Here is a 25713-nt window from a genome sequence, read left to right on the forward strand (position 1 = left end):
ATATATGAACAACAAAGATAGCGCGAACCAATCAATGGATCTTGAAATCCCACAAAATAATTCTGAACGTCGAAAAATTCATCGAAGCCAGGATACTTTTTATCGCCTAGTCGTCTTATTAAATATCACGGCTTGGGCTTGCCTAGTCGCGGCGCTTTTAGTATTACATTACGCTCGCCCAGATTTTATTACCGGTGTACAAAATTATTGGGGAATTGAAGGGCGTGACTTCTGGTCTAGAGAACATCTGGATGATTTATTAACCTTATTACAAATTTGTTTGGTAATTACTCTTGTCGCTTTTACCATGCATACGCGACGGAATCGCCGAAAAAGCGATAGTTTCGGCTACAATCTAATCATACTTCTCGTCATTTCAGTGCTTAGCTTAGCTACGATTTACAGCACTGTTTAGTCATGTTTCTATTTGGCAACAAAATCTAAATGTTTGAAAATTATAGGAAATTCAAACAGGTCGTGCAGTTAATGAGCAGATAAATATTTCGGTGTCGCCATCTGGCAACACTTGTTCTGTTTAAATTATCTGCAATCAAACCTAAGTATATGAATTATATAAGAATTATGGTTTTGGCACAAAGCTTGTTAAGCGTGTAAGTAGCAGTATGTGTCGATAGGAATATATTTGACAAACATATAAACGAAAAAGTTTTTATATAGGTGATAGACGTTTTATTCCGATTAAAGAACCATTCACTCGCGATAGGAGACAGTTATGTCCAATTTCAAGAAGGTGATTATTTTCGGTATTGTCGCTGCGATAGTTCAAGCGTTAATGGGTCTAGCCTATGCCAAAGATCTAGAACACAACTTTGCAACTCTAGATAAGGATAAAGACGGATTAATTTCGTTAAGAGAATCAACGGCAAATATAGAGTTACTTAAAAACTTTAATAAAGTTGATTTAAACGGCGATGGTTTCATCAGCCAAAAAGAGTTTTCGATTAGTGCATCGATAAACCAAGAATTTTAAGTTTCCGGGGTGCCTTGCTTTGCGAGTGGCGGGTGCCCTTTTTTATTCTATTTAAAATAAACAGTTTATGTTGAAGCAAACTTGATGCTATGCAATGCTAGTCAGAGGAAGAAAATCATTGGTGACATCATTGCAATTACGCTCCATACGCCAACTCGTATTTATCAGTTTTTTTATTTCGTTAGTTCCCCTTATTACTTTGCTTCTTCAAAGCCAACGCGACTTTTCAAAAGTAAGTCAAATCACAGAACAAAACACATTATTCTTTGTCGGAATTGCTTCTGATTTACAGGGCTTATTGAATTCAGGATTAGATTTACAACGTTTGATAAAACAGTATCAGGTATTAAAGGAACCCCAATTAAAAGCAATCACAGAGTCACTTATTCTGAGTTTTTCTAAAAAGCTAGACTCTCTTTGTATAAATGTAGACGAAGTAGGGGAGTGCAGTTCCTTGCGTGCAGCTGTAACAACCTTAAACGAGTTCCATTCATTTAATGATTCACTAGTGGTTGACGCTTATCTTGCTCGATTTGATCAATCTCTTGAAAATTTGCAACTCGATATTGGTAATTTCGTTGATAAAAAGGTGATTGAACAACAGGCGTTTCTAGCTGATATGCAAAAACGACAAACCTGGTCAACGGGAGGGCTCGTTGTTCTTTCCTTATCATTTATACTATTTTCAGCTCAATTAATTGCTAAACCCGTAAGAAAACTGCAAACAGTAATTCGTGCTATTGCTTCATCGAGCAGTTCTTTACCGCCAAAATCTGTTTCTGGACCTGAAGAATTGATGGCAGTTGAAAGAGATCTATTCTGGTTGAATGATCGTTTGAATCAACTAGAAAAAGTGCGGGTAGCTTTACTTCGCCATGCTTCCCATGAATTAAAAACGCCTTTGGCTAGCATAAAAGAAGGTTGCGCAATTTTATCGGAAAACTTAGTCGGCAATCTCAATGAGGCTCAAATTGAGGTGTTAAGTTTGCTTGATAGTTCGGCAGAGCGATTAAATTTACTAATTGAGCGTCTATTAGATTACAATGCTTTGTTGCAGCAAGCAGAACCAGAATTGGACAATTTGTTAATTAAACCTATTTTGGACGATTGTGCTAAACACCATCGGCTTATATTGCAGCAGAATAATCAGAAATTGCAGATCAGTGCTAAATCCTCGCTTACTGTATTATCGGACGCAGACCTCTTAAGGCGCATTGTTGATAATTTAGTGTCCAATGCCATTGCTTACGGAGAACAAAATTCGACAATACGAATAGATGCAAAGTCCCATGGCGATGACATTTGGTTAACGGTAAAAAACCAGGGAAAACCTATAGCCCTAGCATTACGTGGAGAAATTTTTGAACCTTTCAAACGTGGAGGAGATAAACGTAATGATAAAGTTATGGGAGCTGGTTTAGGTTTGTCTATAGTGGCTGATTGTGCTCGATTAGTGGGTGGAACGATAAATATTGAAGATGTTAAAGATGCAGATGTCTGCTTTAAAGTTGTGTTACCTAGAGGGAAATAAATGAAAAAGCTATTCGCCATATTTCTGTGTGTTGGCTTGTTAAGTGGTTGTGAATTGACTCAGCAACCAGCTCAAATTACAACAACTGAAGAAGTACCCGCGCCATGGTTATGTCAAAGTGAGAGTGCTCAAGGATTAATGCAGGAATTTTGTCATATGGAATCTTGGGCTAAATTTTATGTGGCAAGTGAAGAGATCGAATGGCCAAGGCGTAAAGAGCAAATTGAAACTTTATCCGACGAACCTTACGACCTCATGCGAAAGATATTATTAAGTCAGGGCACTGACACTCCTTATCGATATAGGTTACGTGCTCAAGGCATGATCACTGTGTTACAAGAAGTAGTCGAAGATAATTTTGACGATGCGTTAGAGACCATAATTTACAAACCTTCTCAGCAAATGTTAGAAATGGAATCTGCTATCACCATACTTTCAAAAGTAAATGCGCGACAAGAAAAAGAACTTGACTCTCTCAATTCCACCCTTGAAAAACGTAAAGTGGAGTTAGAAAAACAGCGCGAACAAGTTGAACAATTACTCAAGATTGAAGCCAACATGGTTGATCAAAATAGCGAGCAATAATAGAGAACGATTTATGACAGAAGAATACACGCCAAAACTATTAATAGTTGATGACGACGAAAATTTACTTCGTTTGATGAGCATTCGACTGAGCTCAGAAGGTTTTGACGTCACCAGTGCTGAGAATGGATCTCAAGCTCTTAAATTATTGTTTAATAATGAATTCGATGTCGTCTTGAGCGATTTACGAATGCCGGGTATGGATGGTATTGCATTATTTGATGAGATATTACATCAACATCCTGATTTACCTGTCATTATAATGACTGCTCATGGCAGTATTAAAGATGCGGTTGCTGCCACCCAAAGAGGGGTTTTCAGTTTTCTTACCAAACCTGTTCAGCACGAAGAGTTGAGAAAAATACTCTTTCAAGCAATCAGCCATAACTCGAAACAAGGCTACGCAGATTGGTCTAGTGACATAATTACCCGCTCTCCAGAAATGCTCAAAGTTCTAAAACAGGCTGAACAGATCGCGAATAAAAACGTGAGTGTGCTTATTACTGGGGCAAGTGGTACAGGAAAAGAATTACTGGCTAAAGCAATTCATAAAGCGTCGGATAGAAATGATAAGCCTTTTGTCGCTATTAATTGCGGCGCTATGCCAGAGAACTTACTTGAGTCAGAACTTTTTGGGCATACTAAAGGCGCTTTCACAGGTGCAGTTCAAGCAAATCAAGGTTTGTTTAGAGAGGCTAACGGCGGAACCTTGTTTTTAGATGAAATAGGGGATATGCCAGTAACGTTGCAAGTAAAATTGCTTAGAGCCTTGCAAGAAAGATCGATTCGACCTGTAGGTAGTTCCACGTCTTTTGATATAGACGTTAGAGTTATATCCGCCACCCATAAAGACTTACAAAAAGCCATGCGAGAGCAGGAATTTAGAGAAGATCTTTTTTATCGATTAAATGTGGTGAATTTAGATTTGCCCAGTTTAAAAGAACGCTTTGAAGATATTCCAATGCTTGCAGATTTTTTACTCAAGCAAAGTGCCAAAAAGCACGGTGTAGCGGTGAGCAAGTTTGCAAGTGAAGCGGTAGACCTGTTAACCAAAGCTGAATGGCCTGGAAACGTTCGTCAATTGGTGAATGTGGTGGAACGTTGTGTCGCTCTAACCACCACTAAAATCATCCCGGCGGCTTTGGTAGAGCAAGCTTTACATGTGGAAACTAATTACTGGCCAACACTTACAGAAGCTAGGGATTCCTTTGAATATAAATATTTAAGCAGATTACTTCAATTGACAGATGGAAATGTCACTAAAGCTTCTGATTTGGCCGGTCGTAATCGCACTGACATGCATAAATTGATGAAAAAGCATGGGTTGAACGCCGCAAGTTTCCGTAAAACGACGACCTAGTTATTTTAATTGAATACCAGCTTCAATTGCATCACAAAGTTGTTGCAATTGAGTCGGTGAAATAACAAAGGGTGGCATTATGTAAATCAACTTGCCAAAAGGTCGAATCCAAGCCCCGTGGTCAATAAATATTTTTTGAATTTGAGCTACATTCACAGGTTGTTTCATTTCTACAACACCAATTGCACCTAATACTCTGGTGTCAGCTACATTTTCTGAACCGCTCAATGGCAACAATCGCTGTTTTAACACGGATTCGATGGCAGCTATTTTGGATTTCCAATCCTGATTCAATAACAAATTAATGCTTGCCAAAGCTACTGAACAGGCTAAAGGATTGCCCATAAATGTGGGTCCATGCATGAATACGCCTGGTTCCCCTTCACAAACACCTAAGGCTACCTGCTCAGTGCATAGGGTTGCGGCTAATGTCATATAGCCGCCAGTTAGGGCCTTGCCTAAACACATGATATCAGGCGTTATTTCAACGTGATTACAAGCAAATAATTCCCCTGTACGACCAAATCCTGTAGCGATTTCATCGCAAATCAATAACACATCAAATTCATCGCAAAGTTGACGACAGGCACGTACATACTCAGGGTGATAAAGGCGCATTCCGCCAGCACCCTGTACAACGGGCTCCAATATCAAAGCTGCTATTTGATCAGCATGCTGCTCAAAAATATCGCGCATTGGTGCAATGTCATCAGGATTCCAAGGATTACCAAATCGCGTTTGAGGTGCAGGTGCGAAATAATGTTCAATCAAGGATTTACGAAATAGACTGTGCATGCCATTTACGGGATCACAAACTGACATGGCTGCAAACGTATCACCGTGATAGCCGTTACGTGGCGTTACTAACTTAGCTTTTTCTGGGCGTCCTTGGCATGCCCAATATTGAATCGCCATTTTAATAGCAACTTCAACTGCCACTGAACCAGAATCGGCCAGAAATACTCGATTAAGACCTTCAGGCGTTATCTCCAATAGACGACGACACAATTCAATAGCTGGTTTATGGGTTAGACCTCCAAACATTACATGGGAAAAATCGTCTATTTGCTTTTTGGCTGCTTCATTTAAAACTGGATGATTGTAGCCATGAATGCATGCCCACCAACTCGACATACCGTCAATCACCTTACTGCCATTTTCCAATGTGAGATCAACTCCTTGCGCACCCACAACCTTGTAACAGGGAAGGGGATCAATAGATGAAGTATAGGGATGCCAAATATGTTGTTTGTCGAATTCTAAATCGTTCAAAAAATAACCTTTAGTCAAAATGTGAGTAGCTAATAGATTGACAACTTGCGTTTCGCGCATAGACTATGCGGATTGAATTAATAAGTAAACTTTTTTATGAATAATACACAAGCGTTACATAGCTCTCCAGAAATTCGCCATAATTGGACATTAAATGAAGTTGAGCAGTTATTTTCTTTGCCCTTTAATGACTTAATTTTTCAAGCGCAAAGTGTACATCGACAACACCATGATCCTAACCATGTTCAAGTAAGCACCTTGTTATCTATAAAAACCGGTGCTTGCCCAGAAGATTGCAAATATTGCCCACAAAGTGCACGCTATGACACAGGTTTAGAAGCAGAACGCTTGTTAGAAATTGAAAAAGTTATAGAAAGAGCCAAAGATGCTAAAGCAACGGGATCAACGCGTTTTTGCATGGGTGCTGCTTGGCGAAATCCGAAACAGCGGGATATGCCTTATGTGACTAAAATGGTCAGTGAGGTTAAAAAGCTTGGTTTAGAAACCTGTATGACCTTAGGTATGTTAACTCGCGAGCAAGCATTAGAACTTAAACAGGCTGGATTAGATTATTACAATCACAACTTGGATACATCTCCAGAATACTATGGCGAAATTATTACTACTCGTACTTATCAAGAGCGTTTAGATACCCTAGAAAATGTACGACAAGCAGGTATGAATGTTTGTTCTGGTGGTATAGTAGGTATGGGCGAAACAGCAGAAGATAGGTCTGGTTTATTGATTCAATTAGCAAATTTACCCAAGCATCCGGAAAGTGTACCAATTAACATGCTGGTTAAAGTAAAAGGTACACCTCTTGATCAAGTAAAAGATTTAGATCCTTTTGAATTCGTGCGCACTATTGCAGTGGCGAGAATTATGATGCCCAAAAGCTATGTAAGATTGAGTGCAGGTCGAGAGAACATGAATGAGCAAATGCAATCTTTGTGCTTTTTAGCCGGCGCTAATTCAATTTTTTATGGCTGTAAATTACTTACTACGTCTAATCCTGAAACCCATGAAGATGTTCAATTATTCAGAAAACTTGGTATAAATGCTGAGAAAACTCGAAGCTACTCAGACGAGGCATATGTGCAAGTGTTAGATGATGAAATTAAGGCGAACAATACGCCAGATCTTTTTGTCGACGCGACCAAGACCTCTTTAAAACAGAAACAAGGTGTTACTCAGTAATTATTTATGGCCTTTGAATTTATTCGTAAACAGCTAGATGCAAAATCTGAACAAGGGCTGCATAGAGCGTTAAAGACTATAAACAGTGACCATGATGCAGTTGTGGAAATTCAGGGGAAGCATTATTTAAATTTTGCCAGCAATGATTACTTAGGTTTACGCCAACATGGGGATGTGTTGCAAAGCTATGCAGAGGGATTAAGCCTCTATGGCGCTGGCAGTGGCGCATCGCCTCTAGTGAGTGGACATTATGACGCCTGTGATTCCTTACAAGCGGCATTGTGTGAATTAGTGAATAAACCCTCGGCCGTATTGTTTAGTTCAGGGTTTGCGGCTAATCAGGCCATTTGTCAGGTTATGTTAGCGCCTTCTACTACTTCTAGCAATGATGTTGCAATAGTTGCTGATAAACTTATGCATGCTTCCTTTATTGATGGGTGTTTAGCTCACCAAAAACAGTTTTCCCGATTTCGACATAATGATGTGTCTCATGCAGAATCATTATTGGCGGCCGCTAAAAATGAGAACAAGCTCCTTGTATCTGAAGGTGTGTTTAGTATGGATGGAGACCAAGCGCCTATTGATGCCTTGGTTGCGTTGAGAAATACAAGGCAAGATACTTGGTTGATGCTAGATCAGGCCCATAGTTTCGGCGTTGTAGGCGAAGATGGTTGTGGTGTAAATAACAGTTATGATGGTGTTGATCTAGTGATGGGCACTTTTGGAAAAGCACTAGGCACTCAAGGCGCTTTTATCGCGGGAAGCGAAGAATTTATCGACTACATTAAAAACTTTGCCCGCCATTATATTTACAGTACAGGCTTAAGCCCTGCCTCAGCTGTAGCCACACTTACAGCATTGCAATTGATGCAAAAAGGGTCGTTTAGGCAAAAGCTAGATGAAAATATAAATACCTTTAGACGCTTGGCATTGGGTAAGGGTATTGGGTTATCAGACTCTATAACGCCGATTCAAACCCTGATATTAAAACGTCCAGAGGCTGTCTTACTTGCACAGGAGAAGTTGATGGAACTTGGCATCTTAGTTTCTGCTATTCGCTATCCAACTGTTCCTAAAAATACCGATAGATTGCGAATTGCCATTAGCGCTCAGCATCAATACGAAGATTTAGTCGCTATCGTTGACGCTTTAGCCTTGGTTTCAGAAGCTATGGAAACTTTATGAATACCTACGTACGGGCAAATGTAACACCTAGGCTAGTAAGCAAAAACAAAATAGAAAATGAATGGCTATTGGCAAATAAAATTGCATCTGGTTTTGATAGAGCGGCGAATCAGTATGATGAATTTGGCCTTATTCAAAAGCAGGTTTCCCAACATCTAACGAGACTCATCGCTTGCCAATCGGTTTTATCAGGCATTGTACTTGATATTGGTTGCGGTACAGGTGCGCTTGCTAGTCTAAATTGTAATCCCAATACATCATGGATCAATCTAGACTTGAGCCAGCAGATGCTAAAAGTCGCGAAAACAAAACTTGAAAATAACGGCGAGCAAAATTTTGTGCAAGCAAATGCCGATAATTTGCCTTTGCTCGATAGTTCAGTTGACAATATAGTATCGTCCATGGCGCTACAGTGGTGCAAGGAGCCTGCTAAAACCCTATCTGAATTAGCCCGAGTGTTAAAACCCAATGGCGATATTTGGCTAGCTATTATGGTCGAATCTTCCTTTAGTAATTTGCACATGGCATGGGAAAATGCCGGGTACCCCAGTAAAATAAATACCTTTCCTGATGAAATTCAGTGGACAAGTCTACTGCCACAATCATTATATTTAACTGAAAAACAAAGCAAAGTTTTTCGCTTCATCGGCCAAGATTTTAAAGCCTTACTTTCTTCAATCACTGCAGTGGGTGCCAGTACTAGTTTACAAGATAAAAAGCCATTGCAAAAAACTGAATACTTGAAACTTAAACAAGCATATAGCGCTTTATATGCAGATCATTATTATCTGGACTATCATGTAGTATTCGCCCGAATTAAAAAGCAGGGGTGTTAAAATGAAAAAAATCTTTGTTACAGGCACAGATACTGAGGTGGGTAAAACACTGGTGTCTGAATTAATGTTACAAGCACTGCAAGCGAAATATAAAAAAGTGTTGGGCTTCAAGCCAATAGCCGCAGGTTGTCAGCAGACTACTTATGGGTTACGCAACGATGATGCAGTTAAACTGCAACAAGCGAGCTCGGTGGAAGTGGAATACAAAACTGTGAATCCATTTGCGTTTGAACCTCCCGTAGCACCTCATATCGCGGCAAAGTTAGCTGATACGCGGCTAGATTTAAATATGTTGCAGGATGCCTATGAAGATATTGCTTGTTTGAATCCTGATTTATTATTAATTGAAGGCGCTGGTGGATGGCGTCTCCCCATTAATGATGACAATGAGTTTCTATCGGATTTAGTGATTCAGAATCAAATACCCGTGGTGTTGGTGGTGGGGATGCGTTTGGGGTGTTTAAACCATGCATTACTCACCTATCAAGCGATTATGCGGGATAATTTACAATGTGTAGGTTGGATAGCAAATCAGTGCGTTGAGCCTATGCCTTACTATAAAGAAAACTTGCATAGCTTACAGAAAATGATAAAAGCGCCTTTGCTTGCTGAAGTGCATTTTAGTAAGGCGCCTATTTTAAATCCAGAGCACATATTACTTAGCGTTATTTAAGAAACCTGCTAAATCATGATCTTGCTCAATGACCTTTTTCTGGGCACCATGAAACAGCACCGCTTTTTGAGTGCCCAGCAGTCGCAATTGGTTATTTTCCAGTAATAACGCACTACCTTCTCGTATCCCTATGACTGGGATTTCTGGCCACAGAGTACTAAACTCTAATAACCTCTGATCTCTTGTTTCCCCATGAAAGCCTTCCATATGCTGGTCGGTGTAGTGAGGATTTAGTTGCGCATTTAATACAGCTAAAGCATCAAAACTTTTCGGCTCTATAATAGGCATATCATTGGTCGTACGTATGCTCAATCCGCAAATATTCGAACCCGCACTCCAACCAATATAGGGCGTGCCAGAGGCAATTTTCTGCTTAATAATTGGCAGTAGCTCCTGTAGGTACAATTGATGTAATAAATTAAAGGTATTGCCACCTCCGACTAAAATTGCCTGAGCATTTTGTAATCTTGTGCTAGGAGAATCACAGCTGTGTAAACCTATGACCTTTATAAATGGTAAAGCGTCTTGTACCTTTTGAGTGTATTCATCCCAGTCAATAGTAACGCCTGCAAAGGGCACGAATACCACTTCAGAGATGTTTTCTAAGTGTTGTTGAATCCAATCTTGCGCATAGGCTAGATAATCATAGTCGGCATAGCTAGAACTGCTAAGCATTAGAACTTTCATACAAAATCACCCGGAACTGATGTACATCAATATACTAATTTGCCTATGATTATATAGTAATTTGGTCGACATTTTGGAGATTTTCCCATGTCTAATGCAGGATTAATTCGTTTACTAAAAATTGTAATGACCATTGGATTTTGCCTAATTTTATTGGGTGTGTATTTTCACATGTTCAGTGAAACCGTTGAGGAAATGGGAGTTAAAGGCATTATTCTTTCCGCATGTTGTGTCGCTATCGGCATGATTTTGTCTTTGCCTACAAAGATGTTTTTAACTTTTGTGTTAGTCAAAAGGGAGCAAGATCTAAAAGAAAAGGAGCAAAAGGGTAAAATTTCAAGGTGAAATCGCTTACACGATGCCTTATAATTTTTTTAAAGGAAGCAAAAAAATTAAACAACAGGTAGTCAGTGTCAGATTCCAGTATAAATTCAGTCTTATTTGTTTGCCTCGGCAACATATGTCGCTCACCTACTGCGGAAGGAGTATTTAGGCAAAAAGCGCAAAAAAGCTGGCGTCAAAGTCAAAGTTGATAGTGCTGGTACTGGCGGGTATCACATTGGCAGTCCACCCGATAAACGTTCTCAAGATGTTGCTTCTGCTCGCGGATATAACCTTTCTACTTTAAAGTGCCGTCGTGTTGATGAGAGTGACTTCAGTAGCTTTGATCTCATAGTTGCAATGGATAAATCTAATCAAGAAAATTTATTGCGCAAGTGTCCAGAAGAGTACAAGTCGAAAATTGCTCTTATGATGTCTTTCTCTGACAGTGAATTTGATGAAGTGCCAGATCCCTACTATGCAGGACTCAAAGGGTTTGAGTTGGTATTAGATTTAATTGAAGAAGCCAGTGACGGTTTATTAATTAAAATTTCATCGTAATTGGTTTATGCACAAATCTCTTATTGTATTGTGCCTTAGTCTGATCATTTTATCTGTTGGCTATCTGTTACTGCCTTATGAGTTAGACACCGGAGTAGGGCGGCACATCTTTTGGCAAATAAAATTGCCGATTTTACTTACTGCAATTTTAACCGGGTCTGCACTCTCGTCATCTTCAGCAGTTCTGCAAGTGGTATTAAGAAATCCTCTGGCGGACCCTGGCATTATAGGTATTGCAAGTGGCGCAAGCTTGATGGCCGCTATCTATTTTGCTTTTGTTGCAGTTACTGGATTTGCTGATACCTTGTTTACTTCTGCGGAATTGCTGGCAGTTGCGTTGCCTATTTTGTGTTTCATTGGCGCTATGCTCAGTAGCAGTTTGATATTTCTATTTGCTCGTCGAATTGGCAATAATCCTGCTGCGGTTATCTTAGTGGGTATCGCTGTCTCAACCTTGTTTGGTGCTCTGATTGCTTGGCTATATTTGGTTTTACCCCCGATGCAAATTCAAAATCTTACCTTTTGGTTGATGGGAAGCCTGCGCAATACGACTTGGCTTACACTTTTTGTTGCTTTACCTCTCATAGGTTGTAGCTTTGTTTTATTATTAGTTCGCAACAAACAATTAAATTGGTTGTTTTTGGGGGAACAGGCGGCGCAGCTTAGAGGTTTAGACGTTCGAAAGTTTCAATCCGGGACTCTTTTATTGGTGGCTATTTTAATTGGAACTAGCGTAGCAATAGCGGGTTCAATCGCCTTTATCGGATTAATTGTTCCTCATTTGCTGAGGTTGATCTTGGGTAATGATAATAGAGTAATAGTACCAGCATCTGGTATGGCTGGCGCTATAGTACTAGTATCCTGTGCAATTGCTAATGAACATATTTTTGCGACACCTGTTCCCTTATCTATGATAACCGCAAGTATAGGGGCTCCCGTGTTTATTTACTTATTGCTAAAGCATTCGGGTGTCACTCTTTGGCAAAATCTAAAGTAGCTTGCACAGCCTTATGCCAGTTACCAATAAGTTTGTCCCTTAGTTCAGACGTAATACTCGGTGTGAATTCACTTTCTAGGGCCTTATGCGCAAGAACATCATCTAAATTTTTATACAATCCAAATTGCAGACCAGCCAAATAGGCTGCGCCCAAAGCGGTAGATTCCATCATTGCCGGGCGGTATATAGTCTTATTTAATATATCGGATAAAAATTGACACATCCAATCGTTTGCAACCATGCCACCATCGACCCAAACATTTTGTAACTTAGCGCCATCTAATTGCATGGCATCTAATAAATCATTAGTTTGATAGCAAACGGCTTCCAAAGCCGCTCTGGCGAAATGTGCAGGTGTGGTGTCTCGAGTCATACCAAACATAGACGCACGCGCCTGAGGATTCCAATGAGGGGCACCTAAACCTACGAAACCTGGCACCATATAAACACCATGGTCATAATCTAAAGATTCAGCGAGATGTTTGGTTTGTTGCGCGTTTTCCAGCATGCCTAGACTATCTCTGAGCCATTGTACATTTGCGCCAGCGGTAAAAATTGCGCCTTCTAATGCATAAACCGGTTTGTTATTAATCTGGTAACCTATAGTGGTCAACAAATTATGTTGTGAGAGCAATGGAGTTTCGCCGGTGTTTAATAAGGCAAAACAACCTGTTCCATAGGTACTTTTAAAGTCACCTGGATGAAAGCAGCATTGTCCAAACAAAGCTGCTTGTTGGTCACCTGCAACACCAGTGATAGGTAATTCGGTACCTAGTACGTTTGCATCTGTGATACCAAAATCGTCGGCACTGTTACAGACTTGAGGTAATATAGATTTGGGGATATCAAACAAGGTCAATAAATCATCATCCCATTTATTTTCAAAAATGTTGTATAAACTTGTGCGAGATGCGTTTGTGGCGTCTGTTTTATGAGATTTTCCAGACGTGAGTCGCCAAATCAGAAAAGTATCAATGGTGCCAAATGCAAGTTCATCATTATCTGCTTGCGGTTTAGCGCCATCTACATTTTTAAGTATCCAATCTATTTTGGTGGCTGAAAAGTAGGGGTCTAATAACAGACCCGTTTTATTTCTGATGGTTTCTAAGTGACTACTTAAACCTTTGCAATCGACAGATGTTCTGCGATCCTGCCAAACTATGGCATTATAGATAGGTTTACCTGTCTTTTTATGCCATACCAAAGTGGTTTCTCTTTGATTGGTAATACCAATACATTGAATTTTGATATTTTGATGCTTGGCATATTCTACTGCCTGTTTAGAAGTCGTTAAGGTTGTCTGCCAAATCTCTTCTGGGTCATGCTCTACCCAAGCGTTCTTAGGATAATATTGGGTAAACTCTTGTTGAAATGTAGCTAGTCTTTCGCCATTTAAACCAAACAAAATTGCCCGACTGGATGTAGTGCCTTGATCAATGGCTAAGATTGCTTTTTCAATCATTGAACTTCCTAAACGCCAATTGAGACCTTAATGTCTCTATAAACCTAATTAACATTTTGTTTACTTTATACAGATTAACCTCTAGGGCAAGTGTTAATTGTTGTAAGGAATGTATTCGTGGAGGTCGTCTTACCGTAGATAACTTGCTAATTGTCCGGTGACAAGGGTGCTTTATTGCGCTTAGTTATTTTGATGAAGGTTTTCTGTAGAAGTTGGAAAATATATTCCGCGCTCTTATCTTTAGACGAGAATAAATAGAGATAAGCTAGAATGCAGGTCACATAAATGATCATCGACATTGTTGAATGAATCAGAAAATATAGGATTTTGCCGTCTGGCTGAATCAAATTTGAGAGCCATCCAGCTAACAACATGAAACCAGATATTAAAAATAGCCGATAGAAAAAGCTCAGTAAAACCGCAAAAGAAAGATATTTTATTGTGATAAAAATAAAGAATAAACAAATACTAAGAATATCTAATCCAACCTTATATAGCGCCAGTTCAAAAATGTCTTCAAAGTCTACGCTAATTAGTACATAGAGCTGAACAATGGTTGAAACCAAGGTGTAGATAAAAATAATCGATGTTTTGCTATGTAAAATGACAATATCGCAGGACAAATTAAACAAACCCAGCAAGCAAGACGACAAAGTAAAGAATGCAAGAAGTTGCGCGTATTGCGTCCACTTTTCGCCAAGAATTAAATGTACTAAAAATTCGTAGTGCGAAAATACTAGGAATACAATAGGTATACTCACTAACAATAATATGAATATTACGGTAGTTAATTGGCGTTTAAAATAATCTGGAATGTCCTTAAACTGTGACGCTTGAGCCAGCAAGGTACCAAAAGCAGGTCGAATGAAGGTATCGAACGGAATAAACCCGTAATATCGCATGCTGTTATAAGCACCCATCACAGACTTATCAAAGGAGGTACTAACATAAATGCTATCAAACTGATCTCTAACAAAATTTATCAATGACCGAGGAATCACCCATTTTGAAAAATTCCATTGTTCGGATAAGTTTTTTAATGAGAACTTAGGTATACAGGGCGCTATCTTATAACTGATAAAGAAGAAGGTGACGGCGGAGGTAAGCTGACCCATCACAAGTGCCCAATAAGTTTCGTAAATCACTGCTACCGCGACTGTAATACCAACGGTGAGTAAGCGAGAGAAAAAAGTCAAAAATGTGATTTCTTTTAAATCTTGGTTTTTGTATTTGTACTCAATATCAGGGCTGGTAAGCGTGCTAATAAAGATGATAGAGGCAAATACTAAAATTATTTCACCTATCCGTGGGTCATTGTAATAGTCAGAAATAAAGCTACTTGAGATTATTAAAACGGTAGCGACCAAGTTTTTTAGAATAAAACTAAGTGTCCAAGCGGTACTGACATGATCTGAGTCCATATCTTTTAAACTCATCAAATAGTGACGGCTGCCTGAATCCGTAATTGCGTTTGAAAAGTTCAAAAAAATCAGCGCTACAGCAACAACACCAAAATCTTCTGGTGTTAACACTCGAGCAAGCACCATCAAGCTAAAAATTCCAACGAATTTTTTGGTTATTTGCGTGAATAATTCGAATAGGCTAGCGATTATGCCTTGTTTAATGGAAAGCAAAAGTCATCTCACTGTAGACAATGTGTATCGTTATGGTCGTAATTTCTGTTACCCGAATAAACATTATTTGGACATTCTCCAAATGAGTAACGCCAACAATCTACGAATACCGCCTCTGGCGTACCAGTTAATTATTCCCGCAGAAAACCCCCAAATTTTGTACTTTTCCAATCCCTTAACCTTGAGAAAATGTTCCGCAATAGGATATGTTGATTTAGGATTGTTTGATAAGGCTTGCTCTTGTTGGTGATCAAAAATTTCAATAGGATAAAACCCACAGCCAGCAATTTTTTCTATAATTCGAGTTTTCCACTTGGTATTTTTTCTAAGGTAAGATTTAGGGAAAGGCAACCACATCATAAAAGGTTTTCTATACTGCACTAGCTTGGTCTTATTTGCTTGCGCTATTTCATTGTTGAGGTTTTCGCCAATAGCAAAAGTGTTGTGGTGTTTTTCAAATGCAGCAATGTTGAATACACCAACATCGGAGAAATACCATTTGCCTTCAGGTGCTCCTTTCCAACTATAACATTCTAATGATTCATGTAGCACCATGCCTTGTTCATAGGCATGGAAACTTTCAGCTTTCATAAAGCAACTTTGTATTTGAATAATATGCTCGTCAGAATGAAAAATATTTTGCATATTTAACAAATCATCTTGTTGGATGCTCCTGACAAATTGCATGTCGTCTTGGATAAATATACAAAATGACTTATCGTTATTTTTAGCAATTTTTAGCGCAAAATTCATGTTAGAGTACAGTCCACCTAAGCGCTTTTCTTTGCCACCTTGGCGCTGGGGGTGCACCAATTCAAAGCCAAATTTTTCTGGGATGGACGCTAAGATGGTTTTTGTTGATTCATCATCTGAATTATCATCAATGATGGTAACATCGATACCGTCAGCACAATGCTTTAAAGATTCCAGACAGTTTTGTAAGAAAATGCCTCGATTGTAAGAAAATACAAAAATATGCCATTGTTCATTCATTGCCATCTAATAACCTTTACAGATTCACTTATTGATAATCATTCATTAATGTTTACTTTTCTTGTTAAACATTTCAGACAGCTTAAGTTTTACGTAATCAAGAACAGGTATGTGCCGGATTTTTAATGAAGGAAATAGAAGTACAATTAACCTGTCTTTGGAACTCTTTTTTAACCAACTAAAAAATGAAAAGTGACTAAGACCTGTTCCAGCGAGCACTCGTCCTAACTCAGAGTTTGAGATATTTAAGTCATTCACAATAGTTTTTACCATTTCGGCCCTTTCTAACACCAGCTCACGCGCGACTTCTAGGTCTTCTTGAATTTCTAGTCGTTTACAAAAATCGTCGAAACTTTCCTTGTGTAACTCAAAACAGGCCTGATACTCCTGAGGCAAAGCATCATTGGCTTTGGACGTCCAGCCTCTGCGATTAAACTTAAATCCATTAGATAGATTTTTTTCATCTGGGTTGGATCTTAGCAAAAGGGCTAAATACTCTTTTTGTGATCGCAATACTCGGTGTGCAACAAGTGCATGTGGATTCAATTTGGGGGGAGCGTCATCTACCCAGGCTTCGTGATTGGTCTCGATAACAATGTTCTCGCATCCCGTTTTCACTAGATACTTGTTAAAGTAATCATATTCTCCGCAAAGATTTTCAGTGAAGGTACTAAACTCTTTTTCATCTCCCGTCAGTGAAAACCATTGAAATGAGGACACATTTGCGTTTGATAAACTTTGATAAAAGTCTTCAATTGGGGATTTAACGCAAAGGAACTCATCAATATCGAGATATAAAATATAATCAAACTTTTCGGGGTCAGTGGTTTGATAAATTCTTGCATAACTCTTTGACTGCAAAGCCGCTAGTTTTATGTGCCTAGCGCCTATATGCTGATTAAAGTAATCATTTTCAACTTTATCAATACCATCAACAACTTCATATTTAACAGGAAGGGTTTTACCGAGCTTGTCGAGGACGGTTTGACTATTGTCAGTAGTGTTGTTGATATAAACTAAAATTTCATCAATGCCTAAACTTAGGTGATGAAAAATCCATTCAGGCAAATATGCTGCTTCATTTTTGGCAATACCTGCGAGTAAAATTCTGGGTTTCATATTGGTATTGTTACTAAGGTAAAGGAATTAGTTTGACTTCCAGATTCAGAACTAGGGAATTGATTGAAGCAATTGAGCGTTATGACATTAGCATTTACACCCATATTTGTTTCCTTAAATTCCATGTACGTTTAACATTCCAAAATTAAAAAGTCGAGAAAAGCTGACCTTACTGGCAACCGTGAATACTTTACTTTTGCCTGCGAACTAGAAAGACTTATCGCATTCTTCAAGACGCTGGTAACCATTGGTTGTGATCTACCAACTTTGAAAAAGTCATCAGTAGAGTATATTCAATCATTTTATCGGTCAACTATAACGAATTCTTTACCATAAGAGTTGACCTTTGATTAAATTAGTGTCGACTATCTACTGATGAATCTAGGTTTTTATTCTGTTTTAGGTGCGTACTTTTCAAACCAAGCAAGTATGTTTTCAACTTTCGCAATCATGCGCGAAGGTTTACCCGCTATCCCATGAGATGATCCCGGTACTTTCACCAATACCGTGTCTACCTTTTGTAATTTAAGGGCTTGATAGAATTGCTCTGTTTCTGACATCGGAGTACGTTTGTCCTCTACGCCGGTGATTAGCATGGTAGGTGTAGTAACATTACCAACCAATGACAAAGGCGACCTTTTCCAATAGTGCTCAACCTGTTCCCAAGGTTTACCGGGGAATTGATTCGGAATTTGATATAAACCAGAATCCGCAGTTAATACTTTTGAAAGCCAGTTAATGACAGGTTTAGCCACAACGGCAGCCCTGAATCTGTTGGTCAGGCCAATGGCATATGCTGAAGCTATACCTCCTGCAGAACCACCGGTTATGTACAATTGCTCTGGATCCACTAACCCTTGTTCAATTAACGCGTCGACGCCAGACATGTGGTCAGCAAAATCATATTCAGAGCTGTATTTACCTTGCAACAAAAGGGCGAATCTTTCACCGTAACCTGTGCTACCACGGTGGTTATCGTAAAAAACGATATATCCCTCAGCCGCCATTCTTTGGAGTTCGGCTGTAAATAATGGCCCATAAGCTAGACTAGGACCACCGTGGATTTCTAGAATAAGAGGGTATTTTTTACTGCTATCGTAATTTGGCGGCAAAATGTACCAGCCCTGAATTTCTTCTCCATCGATTGATGATTGATAGATGATTTCTTTTACTTCTCCAAGAGTTTTATGACCGAATACATCTTCATTTAAGGCTGTTAATTGTTTTTCTTTTCTAGTGGTAACAAAAAGATCTGCTGGACGGTCGGTGCTGCCTTTGGTGTAAGCGACAACATCATCTACCGCGTGGTAACTACCAAATACATATGGACGCCCTATGGTGGTGCCGCCAATACCTTTTGCAATATTACGGACTTTGCCTGAAAGGTTAACCATATCTACTTGTATCAAACCTCGAACGCTTTGTTGGAAATACAGACTAGCGTTGTCCTTCCAATAAAAATCAGAGACAGTATTATCGATAGATTCGGTGAGGTTTTTGGCCTCTGTACCATCTGTATTCATTACATACAGATAGTGGTTTCTATACATCAGATTTTTTTCATCGCGTTTAGCAAAGGCGATATATTTGCCATTCGGCGAAACAACAGGGGAGTGCTCACTGCCTGGCATATTTGTTATTTGCTCAATATTGCCACTCATATCTACGCTATAAATATCAGATTCAACACTTTGATATTCCCAGTCATCAGCACGGTAAGCAGAGAAGTAGATACGTTGAGAATCTGCGGAAAAACTTAAACTTCCACCATGATTAAAATTACCTGAGGTTAATTGTCGAGCGGTTCCGCCCTCAGTTGGCACTATAAAGATGTGGGTATAGGCAGGATCTAACACTCCACGACCGTCTCTTTGATATCTAGCCTTGGTGATGTATTCAAATTTTGGCGACCAGTTTGCTCCTTCAGGCTTTGCCGGCATTTTTATTTTTAATGGTTCTTCTTTGGCGTCAACACTCATGGTGAAAGCTATATATTTTCCATCTGGTGACCAAGTGATATTGCCGAGTGAAGATGTAACATTGGTAATTAGTGCCGTTTGGCCAGTATCCATCCAACGAATATAAAGCTGCGGTTTACCCTCTTCATTGGATAAATATGCTAGTCGTTTTCCATTAGGAGACCAACGAGGGGAGTAGTAGTTTTTCTTTGAGGATAACAAAGGTCTATGACTTGAACCGTCTGTCGCGGCTAACCAAATATTGGATTTTGTGCTATCAGACATAATGTCGTTGCTATTACGAACGTAGGCAACAAATTCACCGTCTGGGCAAACTTGAGGGTCTGTTACATATTCAAGTTGGAAAATATCTTCTGCAGTGAATAAATTTGTTTTTGAATCTTCGAGTTCAGCCGTTGTGTCTTGGGCAGACAAGCTAAAGCTAGTTAAGGCCAACAGCAAAGCTGAAGAAATTAATTGCTTGGTTTTCGATTTGTACTTTCTATCGTTACTATGGACAAGCGGAAGTGTAAACATAAGTCCTCATTTTTATTATTTTTAAGATGCCTTCATTATCATAAATCGATATGACGGCTAGGTGAAGGTTATTCATAAGATTAAATGAATAACCTCAAGTAAAGGGTGTTATTGAATATTTTGCCACCATGAACTAAAACTGTTGGAAGAGGTTTTTAGTTCAATAACTTGACCTATTTGCGGTGTATATAGTGCAAATGTATTTTGCGCTGAGCTCAGTTCAGAAATTTCATAGAATGGTTCTTTTGCCTAATCCTCTGTTTAGTCGTGGTGATTTTGTTAATAGCTAACGGCGTTGATGTATTCTTTAAAAGTATCCAGCGTAATCTGTAATTGCTCTTCTACCATTTGGAAGTTTTCACTCAACCTGTCAAATTCTTCCGTTTCCGCGGATTGCTCTATTTGCTGAAGAATTGCTTGTAATCTTGCTGCCCCTACATCACCGCAAACACCTTTAAATGTGTGCGCGCTCAAGCGAATTTTTGCACGATCGTGATCAATTAATCCCTGCTGTAGATTATGCAATTTGTCTTTAGTTTCTTGGATAAATAATTTAATCAAGTCTTGTAATAATTGCTCTCTATTTCCCAAGCGTGTTAATGCTAATTTTTTATCCCAAATTAGCTGTTCATTTGTTATCTCAACAGCTTTACTTTTCGATTTTTGATTATTTAATTGCGCCAAAATAATGTCAAAAAGCAACTGAGCATCAATTGGTTTCGAGATAAATTCGGTCATGCCAGCCTGCTCACATTTTTCCCTAGAACCTTGCATTGCATTTGCGGTCATTGCAATTATAGGGACTGACAAATACTTTTCCCCTGCCATTCCTTTTCGGATTGCTGAGGATGTTTCATAGCCATCCATAACCGGCATATTACAATCCATTAGTATGATATCTATTTTACTGTCCTCTGATGCTAAATAATCAATTGCCTGCGAACCATTCTCTACCGTGACTACTTTTTTACTTAGAGGGTCTAACAGAAATTTAGTTACTTCGCAGTTTACTAAGTTATCGTCGACAACAAGTATGCTGCATTCCTTATTTTTTAACTCGTCTTCCACTTTACTATTTTTATGGTTTTGGACTGAGCGACGCTCTACAGTTGCATTATTTGTGCTATTTTCTTTGCGACTATTTAGAGCGGCACTTAAAAAAGTGGACCTAAAAATAGGTGAAATGAGTAAGGTGGCATTTCGTGGTAAATCTTTATTAGAGACTGAAGAATTTGCTATCACAATCAGTTTTATTTGTTCTGTACTCGTTTGAAAATTGTGATTCCAATGATCACAAAATTCTTGGAATTGTTCATGAGAAGCTTCAACAATCAGGAGTTTTACTTTATCCACTGCTGAAAAGTCATGATTAGATTTTATATGAACTATGTCACCTGCATTGCTTTTTATTAATTTAGTCAATAATTTTAATAACTCAGGTTGTTTTACCATCACGCCTGTAATTGTGTGTTGAAGCCTAAGTTGTTCATTTCTAGGTTTAGCACTCCAATCCTCAATAGGCACATAAAAGGTGAATTTAGAGCCTTCGGATTCAATTGAAGCTACCGATATGTCGCCACCTAAAAGCTTGATGATATTTCTACAAATCGATAAACCTAATCCAGTCCCCCCATAGTTGGTAGCGATAGTTTGGTTTGCTTGACTAAACTCTGTGAACATCTTGTTCATGGATTGCGGTGATATACCAATGCCTGTATCTTGGACCTCGACACAAAAATTTGCCATATCATTCTGAATGTCGCTCCAAACCCTCACTTTAATAAAGCCTTCCTGGGTAAATTTGACCGCGTTGTTGAGTAAATTGTTAAGAATTTGCGTCAGTCTAAAGGGGTCGCTTGAAATGGTAAGCAAATCTAAATCGACTGTATCAAGGTAAACATTGAGTCCTTTTTGTTTTGCTAACACAGACATGGTACCCACCACACTCTCAATTAATTGTTCAGGGTTAAAATCCTGAAAATTCAACTCCAACTTTCCTGCTTCAATTTTGGATAAATCTAAAACATCATTGACTAAATTCTTTAAAACTAAGGCGCTGTTTTCCGCCATGGTAACAAAGCGAGCTTGTTTATCATTCAATTGTTCTTTTTTTAATAATTCGGTAGCGCCTACTATCCCATTCAGAGGGGTTCGCATCTCGTGACTGATGGTCGAGATAAACTTGGATTTTAAATTACTGACTTCTAACGCTTTATCTCGGGCTATTTTCAATTCTTTTGTTCTGTCCTCTACGGTTTTTTCTAGAATTTTATTTGTGTTTTCAATTTGTTTGGCGGATTCTTTTTCTAGTGTGATATCTCGAATCACAATTGCAAAAGCTGCGCTAGAATTAGAATTTGTGATATGAGTAATCTTGGTATTGAGCCAAAAACTTTTATGCTCATATTTGTATTTCCATTCATAACTGGTTGCTGGATGACTGGATTTTACGGCGTCAATTGCTTGTTCAAATTGGCTGTCACCTAATTCAGTAAAAAATGATAGGGCATTTTTTTTTGAATATTCAGACTCATGAACTAGAAAAAGTCTTTCGAATGCTCGATTTACAATGTTGATTTTTAAATCATTACTAAGTGTAATGACAGCGTCTTCCGCTACATCGATCGCCGATTGAGATTCTTCTGCAACTTCTAATAAATCGGTAAGTTTTTTATTGTTGCGATGCAAAAATGATATTGCAAATGCCCCAATAAGCGTTGTTATGACGACCGCTAACATAGACTCAAATTTTCGAGAGTTAAGCTCTTCTTTATAAGTTTGGTCAGGTAGCATAATGTAGTTAATAATTTCGCCGCCTTTTTGGTTTTGCGCTACTTTGACAGAACTTTCAATTCCCCAAAATTTCTTATTACCATCTTCAAAAATGGAAATATTATACGCTTGGGACCTTTGATAGACGGAAGATAACCTGTGGTTGGAAGATAAATCGCGGCTGTATTGAAGAGATTTATCCGGATGATTAATAAAATAACCATCAGCATCCGTCATAAACACTTTGTATTTATCTGCCACCAATTGGCGAATACCTTTCAAAAGAGGTGAGATATCTACGTTTAATATGATTATCCCAAAAAATTCATTTTCGGATGAGTAGATCGGTTTAGCTATTCTGAGTGTCGGCGTGTAGGGAAGGGTGATTTGATCATATTCGGTATTTAGCGTTATCAAAGAAAGATACATTTGCCCTTTATGTAATTTAGATGCGGCTAAAAAGTTTGGATTATCTCGTTCATTTTGTAGATCGTTTTCTGGGACTACGGACACCTGATTATTCTGTTTTTCAACTCGTAAAATCTCTTGTCCCTGAGCATCAAGAACGCGAAGTTGACTATATTCAATTTTATATTGCATAAAGCCAGCAAAAATCTGACTTAAGCGTTTTAACCATAATTCAGTCGTAGTTCCATCTAAAGGATCAACGCCGTCAGCTTTTGCTCGGGTTAAACCGCTTATTGGAGGCGTTGAGTGTAAAAAGGATACATCTCTTTTATAACTATCTATTTTATCTAGTAAAAAATTATCAACTTCGGTAATATTGTTCGATAAATTAGATTCTAGCTCCCCAGTGTAATTAACTGTTATTTGTTGATTAGCGCCAAAAGCGATTAATACAATGATGAATACTGAGCAGAAAGAGAGTATCAGAAATGTATTTTTTGAATGCATATAAGTTCCTGAAGCAACAATATCTTCTCTGCGACCCTAATACTCTTCATTTTAAGCCTTTGCTTTTACCGGTCGATATAACTAAAAAGGTTTCGAGCTGTTAGATAACAACTGAGGAATAACCTAGTTAAATATAGCGCCTAATCGTGTTATGTCTAAAATAATTTCAGCGAAACTGGTTAGTCTAGATTTTTGGTCTAGGCAAAAGACACAAATGGATTTCTAATTTATACCGGAGCTAGATTGCCAATAGAATTGATTGAGAAAACAGGAAATATATGACTCAGCAAAAAGGTTATACAACCTTCGAAGCTTCAAATTTCGAGAGTAAGACGTTAAGCGACTGCTCGGTGTTAATTGTTGATGACGAACAGTCTACTCAATTAGTTTTAGGTTCAATTCTCGGTGAAATCATTCAAGTTCACTGTTTAAGTGATAGCATGCAGGCAGTTTAAGCCAGTATCGATTTAATGCCCGACCTTATTATTCTTGATTTAAATATGCCTAACCTAGATGGCATAACATTGTGCAATCAGATTAAATCAAATTTAACCACAGCCCATATTCCTATCATCTTTATTACAGCCAGTGTCTTACCCAGTGATCAAGACAGATGCTGGGAAGCCGGAGCCGCGGATTTCATCGCTAAACCTATAGTTGCATCCACTTTGTTGCATCGGGTAAAAAACATTTTACAAAGTAAACTTCGCTTTGAGTTGCTAACTGAACAAACGTTTAAAGATCAATTAACCGGCGTTTTTAATCGACACTATTTAATGAGTGAAGTGCCGACTTTATTAAAAGTCAGCAGCCGAGAAAAACAATTTTTTGGTGTAGTCATGATCGATATTGATTTCTTTAAGGGATTTAATGACACCTATGGTCACGTTGAGGGCGATAAATGTTTAAAAATGGTGGCTAAAACTATTCAAAATGTTTTAAAAAGACCTCAAGACATAGTCGTCCGATACGGAGGAGAAGAATTTGTAGTATTTTTGCCAAATACTCCACCATCAGGTTGCAAACATCTGGCTAATAAGATTAAAGATGCTGTGTTTGATTTGAATATCAAAAATTCAACCAGTGGTCATCAAGTTGTTACCATAAGTGGGGGGTATATTGTTACTAGCCCTACAGCAGACACTCACACTGAGGAATTGATTAATCAGGCTGATGAGTTCTTATTCAAATCTAAAACTAATGGTCGGAATCAGATTCAAGGCGTCGTTATTTAAAATTCTTCGTTATCCTCTTAAGTCGGTGCAAGTATCCATGTTCAAAATAGGAGTCTTAAGTTAATATTCCCAACTGTGTTAACATTCAATTTTAGTTTCGAAATTTCTGTATATGCCAGCATTTTTAAGCGCGACAAACCTCACTCTTAACAATCGGTTAGATAATATCTCTGTGCATTTTAAACCCGGGGAATACTGGCATTTGTTAGGTGCTAATGGTAGTGGAAAATCTTCTTTGTTGCAGGTCCTATCTGGATTAGAAAATGATTTTTTAGGAGAGGTGCTGATACAAAATAAGCGGTTATCCGCTTATAGCGCATTTGAACTTTCTGATTTTTATACTTTGGTTACTCAACACTATGAAAGTGATTTTGGTATCAGCGTAAAAGAAGCCTTTGAATTTTTTAATGCTACCGCTGAGCTTCCTGAGGAAGTTGAAAAGGTGCTTCAAGTTAAAATCCTGTTGAATAAGCCCTTAAAACAATTATCTGGTGGGGAAAGACAAAGAGTACATTTGGCAAGAAATATAAATCAGGTTTGGCCTTCCTTAAAAAACGGCCAAGGTATTTTGTTGCTTGATGAACCCACTCAACAACTCGACCCTTACTTTCAAGTTAATGTGCTTAATTTATTGAAATATATAGTAAAGTTAGGGAACCTTGTTGTTCAGAGTCATCATGATGTTAATCAGACACTTAATTACGCTGATAAAGTTATATTACTGGATAAGGGAAAGGTATTTCGTTTAGGCGAAACGGATAAAGTGGTGACACCGGTAAACATGACATCGTTATATAACCAAGAGTTTCGAGAAATAGCTGATCCGTCTTTAGCAAAAGGCTATTTGTTAGTTAATTAATTGCGCAAAAATGTGTTATATTCTGACCCCAAA

General features: G+C 38.5%; 22 protein-coding genes and 1 pseudogene. 15 read left to right on the forward strand and 8 right to left on the reverse strand.

Annotation, left to right across the window (positions count from 1 at the left end; genetic code table 11):
• The first annotated feature begins 4 nt into the window (after positions 1–4).
• From ACNKW3_RS15640 to ACNKW3_RS15660, 5 genes are all read left to right on the forward strand, one after another.
• On the forward strand, positions 5–415 hold the full coding sequence (locus tag ACNKW3_RS15640) for a hypothetical protein (RefSeq protein ID WP_427400259.1): 411 nt from the start codon (positions 5–7) through the stop codon (positions 413–415).
• Positions 416–733: 318 nt separating this feature from the next.
• Positions 734–991, forward strand: a complete 258-nt coding sequence (locus tag ACNKW3_RS15645) for a calcium-binding protein (RefSeq protein ID WP_427400260.1) — start codon at positions 734–736, stop codon at positions 989–991.
• A 121-nt stretch (positions 992–1112) separates the two neighbouring features.
• Positions 1113–2522: a sensor histidine kinase gene (locus ACNKW3_RS15650; protein ID WP_427400261.1), complete on the forward strand. Its 1410-nt coding sequence runs from the start codon at positions 1113–1115 to the stop codon at positions 2520–2522.
• Positions 2523–3107, forward strand: a complete 585-nt coding sequence (locus tag ACNKW3_RS15655) for a hypothetical protein (protein ID WP_427400262.1) — start codon at positions 2523–2525, stop codon at positions 3105–3107.
• Between the two features lie 13 nt (positions 3108–3120).
• Positions 3121–4467, forward strand: coding sequence for a sigma 54-interacting transcriptional regulator (locus ACNKW3_RS15660; protein ID WP_427400263.1), 1347 nt, complete (start codon positions 3121–3123; stop codon positions 4465–4467).
• Here ACNKW3_RS15660 and bioA read toward each other — a convergent pair whose 3' ends face one another.
• Positions 4468–5739, reverse strand: a complete 1272-nt coding sequence (bioA, locus tag ACNKW3_RS15665) for an adenosylmethionine--8-amino-7-oxononanoate transaminase (RefSeq protein ID WP_427400324.1) — start codon at positions 5737–5739, stop codon at positions 4468–4470. It lies immediately after the preceding gene.
• A 96-nt stretch (positions 5740–5835) separates the two neighbouring features.
• Between bioA and bioB the strand changes: the two genes are divergently transcribed.
• From bioB to bioD, 4 genes are read left to right on the forward strand one after another with little or no spacing between them, the layout of a single operon-like run.
• A complete protein-coding gene (gene bioB, locus ACNKW3_RS15670; protein ID WP_427400264.1) occupies positions 5836–6936 on the forward strand; it encodes a biotin synthase BioB in 1101 nt (366 codons plus the stop codon).
• A 6-nt stretch (positions 6937–6942) separates the two neighbouring features.
• On the forward strand, positions 6943–8121 hold the full coding sequence (locus ACNKW3_RS15675; protein ID WP_427400265.1) for an aminotransferase class I/II-fold pyridoxal phosphate-dependent enzyme: 1179 nt from the start codon (positions 6943–6945) through the stop codon (positions 8119–8121).
• The gene (locus ACNKW3_RS15680; protein WP_427400266.1) at positions 8118–8957 is read left to right on the forward strand and encodes a methyltransferase domain-containing protein; all 840 of its coding nucleotides are present in this window, start codon (positions 8118–8120) and stop codon (positions 8955–8957) included. Before ACNKW3_RS15675 ends, ACNKW3_RS15680 begins: the two co-directional genes overlap by 4 nt.
• 1 nt (position 8958) lies before the next feature.
• A complete protein-coding gene (bioD, locus tag ACNKW3_RS15685; protein ID WP_427400267.1) occupies positions 8959–9630 on the forward strand; it encodes a dethiobiotin synthase in 672 nt (223 codons plus the stop codon).
• Here the strand turns inward: bioD and pepE are convergent.
• Positions 9613–10317 (reverse strand): dipeptidase PepE, encoded by a 705-nt coding sequence (pepE, locus tag ACNKW3_RS15690; protein WP_427400268.1) that lies wholly within the window; start codon positions 10315–10317, stop codon positions 9613–9615. The two genes, bioD and pepE, sit on opposite strands and share 18 nt — an antisense overlap.
• 87 nt (positions 10318–10404) lie before the next feature.
• Here pepE and ACNKW3_RS15695 point away from each other — a divergent pair, with 87 nt between their 5' ends.
• From ACNKW3_RS15695 to ACNKW3_RS15705, 3 genes and pseudogenes are all read left to right on the forward strand, one after another.
• Positions 10405–10662 (forward strand): hypothetical protein, encoded by a 258-nt coding sequence (locus ACNKW3_RS15695; RefSeq protein WP_427400269.1) that lies wholly within the window; start codon positions 10405–10407, stop codon positions 10660–10662.
• A 65-nt stretch (positions 10663–10727) separates the two neighbouring features.
• Positions 10728–11199 (forward strand): annotated as a pseudogene (locus tag ACNKW3_RS15700) (low molecular weight protein-tyrosine-phosphatase).
• Positions 11200–11206: 7 nt separating this feature from the next.
• Positions 11207–12196 (forward strand): FecCD family ABC transporter permease, encoded by a 990-nt coding sequence (locus ACNKW3_RS15705; RefSeq protein WP_427400270.1) that lies wholly within the window; start codon positions 11207–11209, stop codon positions 12194–12196.
• Here ACNKW3_RS15705 and glpK read toward each other — a convergent pair.
• The 6 genes from glpK to ACNKW3_RS15735 all read right to left on the reverse strand — a co-directional run bounded on the left by glpK (position 12171) and on the right by ACNKW3_RS15735 (position 23586).
• Positions 12171–13658: a glycerol kinase GlpK gene (gene glpK / locus ACNKW3_RS15710; RefSeq protein WP_427400271.1), complete on the reverse strand. Its 1488-nt coding sequence runs from the start codon at positions 13656–13658 to the stop codon at positions 12171–12173. The two genes, ACNKW3_RS15705 and glpK, sit on opposite strands and share 26 nt — an antisense overlap.
• Positions 13659–13804: 146 nt before the next feature.
• On the reverse strand, positions 13805–15292 hold the full coding sequence (locus tag ACNKW3_RS15715) for an oligosaccharide flippase family protein (RefSeq protein ID WP_427400272.1): 1488 nt from the start codon (positions 15290–15292) through the stop codon (positions 13805–13807).
• Positions 15293–15355: 63 nt separating this feature from the next.
• Positions 15356–16291, reverse strand: a complete 936-nt coding sequence (locus tag ACNKW3_RS15720; RefSeq protein WP_427400273.1) for a glycosyltransferase family A protein — start codon at positions 16289–16291, stop codon at positions 15356–15358.
• A gap of 39 nt (positions 16292–16330) precedes the next feature.
• A complete protein-coding gene (locus ACNKW3_RS15725; protein ID WP_427400274.1) occupies positions 16331–17404 on the reverse strand; it encodes a glycosyltransferase family 2 protein in 1074 nt (357 codons plus the stop codon).
• 389 nt (positions 17405–17793) lie between these two features.
• Positions 17794–19899 (reverse strand): S9 family peptidase, encoded by a 2106-nt coding sequence (locus ACNKW3_RS15730; RefSeq protein ID WP_427400275.1) that lies wholly within the window; start codon positions 19897–19899, stop codon positions 17794–17796.
• 279 nt (positions 19900–20178) lie between these two features.
• Positions 20179–23586 (reverse strand): ATP-binding protein, encoded by a 3408-nt coding sequence (locus ACNKW3_RS15735; RefSeq protein WP_427400276.1) that lies wholly within the window; start codon positions 23584–23586, stop codon positions 20179–20181.
• Between the two features lie 278 nt (positions 23587–23864).
• On the opposite strand from ACNKW3_RS15735, the gene ACNKW3_RS15740 reads away from it, so the two are divergent.
• The 3 genes from ACNKW3_RS15740 to ACNKW3_RS15750 all read left to right on the forward strand — a co-directional run bounded on the left by ACNKW3_RS15740 (position 23865) and on the right by ACNKW3_RS15750 (position 25680).
• Positions 23865–24041 carry a hypothetical protein gene (locus ACNKW3_RS15740; protein WP_427400277.1) on the forward strand — a complete coding sequence of 59 codons (177 nt, stop codon included), beginning with the start codon at positions 23865–23867 and terminating at the stop codon, positions 24039–24041.
• A gap of 15 nt (positions 24042–24056) precedes the next feature.
• Positions 24057–24821, forward strand: a complete 765-nt coding sequence (locus ACNKW3_RS15745; RefSeq protein ID WP_427400278.1) for a GGDEF domain-containing response regulator — start codon at positions 24057–24059, stop codon at positions 24819–24821.
• A gap of 112 nt (positions 24822–24933) precedes the next feature.
• The gene (locus ACNKW3_RS15750; protein WP_427400279.1) at positions 24934–25680 is read left to right on the forward strand and encodes an ATP-binding cassette domain-containing protein; all 747 of its coding nucleotides are present in this window, start codon (positions 24934–24936) and stop codon (positions 25678–25680) included.
• The last annotated feature ends 33 nt before the right edge of the window (positions 25681–25713 follow it).

Origin of the sequence: Glaciecola sp. 1036, from assembly GCF_050306235.1 — a bacterium.
In the GTDB taxonomy this organism is placed as follows: Bacteria; Pseudomonadota; Gammaproteobacteria; order Enterobacterales; family Alteromonadaceae; genus Glaciecola.

Excerpts from the sequence above, each read along its gene's own strand:
- bioB (WP_427400264.1), top strand. The coding sequence starts at position 5,836 with ATGAATAATACACAAGCGTTACATAGCTCTCCAGAAATTCGCCATAAT.
- ACNKW3_RS15730 (WP_427400275.1), bottom strand. The coding sequence starts at position 19,899 with ATGTTTACACTTCCGCTTGTCCATAGTAACGATAGAAAGTACAAATCG.
- ACNKW3_RS15680 (WP_427400266.1), top strand. The coding sequence starts at position 8,118 with ATGAATACCTACGTACGGGCAAATGTAACACCTAGGCTAGTAAGCAAA.
- ACNKW3_RS15720 (WP_427400273.1), bottom strand. The coding sequence starts at position 16,291 with ATGGCAATGAATGAACAATGGCATATTTTTGTATTTTCTTACAATCGA.
- ACNKW3_RS15740 (WP_427400277.1), top strand. The coding sequence starts at position 23,865 with ATGACTCAGCAAAAAGGTTATACAACCTTCGAAGCTTCAAATTTCGAG.
- bioD (WP_427400267.1), top strand. The coding sequence starts at position 8,959 with ATGAAAAAAATCTTTGTTACAGGCACAGATACTGAGGTGGGTAAAACA.
- ACNKW3_RS15750 (WP_427400279.1), top strand. The coding sequence starts at position 24,934 with ATGCCAGCATTTTTAAGCGCGACAAACCTCACTCTTAACAATCGGTTA.
- ACNKW3_RS15640 (WP_427400259.1), top strand. The coding sequence starts at position 5 with ATGAACAACAAAGATAGCGCGAACCAATCAATGGATCTTGAAATCCCA.
- ACNKW3_RS15660 (WP_427400263.1), top strand. The coding sequence starts at position 3,121 with ATGACAGAAGAATACACGCCAAAACTATTAATAGTTGATGACGACGAA.
- ACNKW3_RS15705 (WP_427400270.1), top strand. The coding sequence starts at position 11,207 with ATGCACAAATCTCTTATTGTATTGTGCCTTAGTCTGATCATTTTATCT.
- ACNKW3_RS15725 (WP_427400274.1), bottom strand. The coding sequence starts at position 17,404 with ATGAAACCCAGAATTTTACTCGCAGGTATTGCCAAAAATGAAGCAGCA.
- ACNKW3_RS15695 (WP_427400269.1), top strand. The coding sequence starts at position 10,405 with ATGTCTAATGCAGGATTAATTCGTTTACTAAAAATTGTAATGACCATT.
- ACNKW3_RS15655 (WP_427400262.1), top strand. The coding sequence starts at position 2,523 with ATGAAAAAGCTATTCGCCATATTTCTGTGTGTTGGCTTGTTAAGTGGT.
- glpK (WP_427400271.1), bottom strand. The coding sequence starts at position 13,658 with ATGATTGAAAAAGCAATCTTAGCCATTGATCAAGGCACTACATCCAGT.
- pepE (WP_427400268.1), bottom strand. The coding sequence starts at position 10,317 with ATGAAAGTTCTAATGCTTAGCAGTTCTAGCTATGCCGACTATGATTAT.
- ACNKW3_RS15675 (WP_427400265.1), top strand. The coding sequence starts at position 6,943 with ATGGCCTTTGAATTTATTCGTAAACAGCTAGATGCAAAATCTGAACAA.
- ACNKW3_RS15645 (WP_427400260.1), top strand. The coding sequence starts at position 734 with ATGTCCAATTTCAAGAAGGTGATTATTTTCGGTATTGTCGCTGCGATA.
- ACNKW3_RS15745 (WP_427400278.1), top strand. The coding sequence starts at position 24,057 with ATGCCCGACCTTATTATTCTTGATTTAAATATGCCTAACCTAGATGGC.
- ACNKW3_RS15735 (WP_427400276.1), bottom strand. The coding sequence starts at position 23,586 with ATGCATTCAAAAAATACATTTCTGATACTCTCTTTCTGCTCAGTATTC.